This is a genomic window from Rhodopseudomonas sp. (assembly GCF_048594845.1).
Lineage (GTDB): Bacteria > Pseudomonadota > Alphaproteobacteria > Rhizobiales > Xanthobacteraceae > Rhodopseudomonas.
On record NZ_JBMDXE010000266.1, the window covers coordinates 1 to 2,105 of the forward strand.

The window sequence follows — 2,105 nt, forward strand, 5'->3', positions numbered from 1 at the left end:
GCCCGCTACATCGTCGACCTCAACGAAGAGTTCGGCATGACGGTGGTGATGATCGAACACGACATGGGCGTGGTGATGGACATCTCCAACCGCGTCGTGGTGCTGGATTTCGGCCGCAAGATCGCCGAGGGCGATCCGGCCACGGTGCTGGCCGATCCGCACGTCAAGCGCGCCTATCTCGGCGAAGAGGATGAGGTATTGACCGATCCGGACGACGTGCCAGATCATCCGGCCGCGGAGCGCGTGGCATGATGGATTACGCCGGCCGCGCCGCGGCAGCCGACACGTTTCCGAAACTGCTCCGCCTCAACGCTCGTGAATTCGGCGACGCCATCGCATTGCGCGAAAAGGATCTCGGGCTGTGGCGCGAATTCAGCTGGTCCGACTATCAGGCCCGCGTGCATGATTTCGCGCTAGGCATGGTCGAGCTTGGGCTGGGCAAGGGCGACGTCATCGGCATCATCGGTGACAACCGGCCCGACTGGGTCTCGGCCGAGATCGCCAGCCATGCGATCGGCGCGATGAGCCTCGGCTTGTACCGCGACGTACTCGATGAGGAAGCCGCGTATCTGCTGACTTACGGCGAGGCGCGGCTGGTGTTCGCCGAGGACGAGGAGCAGGTCGACAAGCTGCTCGCGCTGGCCGAGCGCGTGCCGAACCTGCAGCACATCGTCTATTCCGACCCGCGCGGCATGCGTAAATACGACGACCCGCGGCTGCTGCCGGCCGACACGCTGGCCGCGATGGGCCGCGCCCGCGCCGGGCGTGAGCCGGGCCTGTACGATCAACTGGTCGATGCAACAAGGGGCGAAGACGTCGCGATCTTGTGCACCACCTCCGGCACCACATCGCATCCCAAGCTGGCGATGCTGGCGGCCGGCCGTGTGTTGAAACACTGCGCGACGTATCTCAGCTTCGACCCCAAGGGGCCGGATGACGAATACGTCTCGGTGCTGCCGCTGCCGTGGATCATGGAGCAGGTCTACGCGCTCGGCAAAGGGCTGCTGTGCCGGATGAAGGTCAACTTCGTCGAAGAGCCCGACACGATGATGAACGATTTTCGCGAGATCGCGCCAACCTTCGTGCTGTTCGCGCCGCGGGTGTGGGAAGGCATCGCGGCGGACGTGCGGGCGCGGGTGATGGACGCCTCCCCGCTGAAACAGAAACTCTACGACACCGGCATGAAGGCGGGCCTCGCCGCGCTCGAGCAGGGCAAGCACTCGGCCTTCGCCGACGCCGTTCTGTTCCGCGCGTTGCGCGACCGGCTCGGCTTCACCCGGCTGCGCTCCGCCGCGACCGGCGGCGCCGCGCTCGGGCCGGACACCTTCCGGTTCTTCCGCGCCATGGGCGTGCCGCTCCGTACGCTGTACGGTCAGACCGAACTGCTCGGCGCCTACACGCTGCACCAGCCGGACGCCGTCGATCCCGACACCACCGGCGTGCCGATGGGGGCCGAGATCGAGATCAAGGTCGAGAACCCCGACGTCCAGGGCATCGGCGAGATCGTGGTCCGCCACCCCAATATGTATCTCGGCTACTACAAGAACGAGGAAGCCTCCGCCGCCGACATGAAGGACGGCTGGATGCAGTCCGGCGACGCCGGCTATTTCAATGCCGCCGGCCAGCTCGTCATCATCGACCGCATCAAGGATCTCGCCGAGCTGTCACACGGCGAGCGGTTCTCGCCGCAATACATCGAGAACAAGCTGAAGTTCTCGCCCTACGTGGCCGAAGCGGTGATCCTCGGCGCCGGCCGCGACATGCTGGCGGCGATGATCTGCATCCGCTACTCGATCATCTCGAAATGGGCGGAGAAGAAGCGAATCGCCTTCACCACCTATTCGGACCTCGCCTCCCGTCCCGAAGTGTACGAGCTGCTGCGGCGCGAGGTCGAGACTGTCAACGCCACCCTGCCGCCGGCGCAGCGAATCGCCCGCTTCCTGCTGCTCTACAAGGAGCTCGACGCCGACGACGGCGAACTGACCCGCACCCGCAAGGTCCGCCGCAGCGTGATCAACGACAAATACGCCGACATCATCGACGGCATCTATGCCGGCAAGAGCGACATCCCGGTCGACACCACCATCCAGTTCCAGGATGGCACC

The 2,105-nt window shown here is 65.4% G+C and carries 1 protein-coding gene and 1 pseudogene; both read left to right on the forward strand.

Translation table 11 applies throughout. From position 1 onward, the window contains the following. Window positions 1-252 (forward strand): annotated as a pseudogene (locus ACOJTD_RS17330) (ABC transporter ATP-binding protein); the annotation flags it as partial. After that, window positions 249-2,105, forward strand: a 1,857-nt coding sequence (locus tag ACOJTD_RS17335; protein ID WP_420134124.1) for a long-chain fatty acid--CoA ligase, incomplete at its 3' end; no start/stop codon positions are given. The pseudogene ACOJTD_RS17330 and the gene ACOJTD_RS17335, both read left to right, overlap by 4 nt.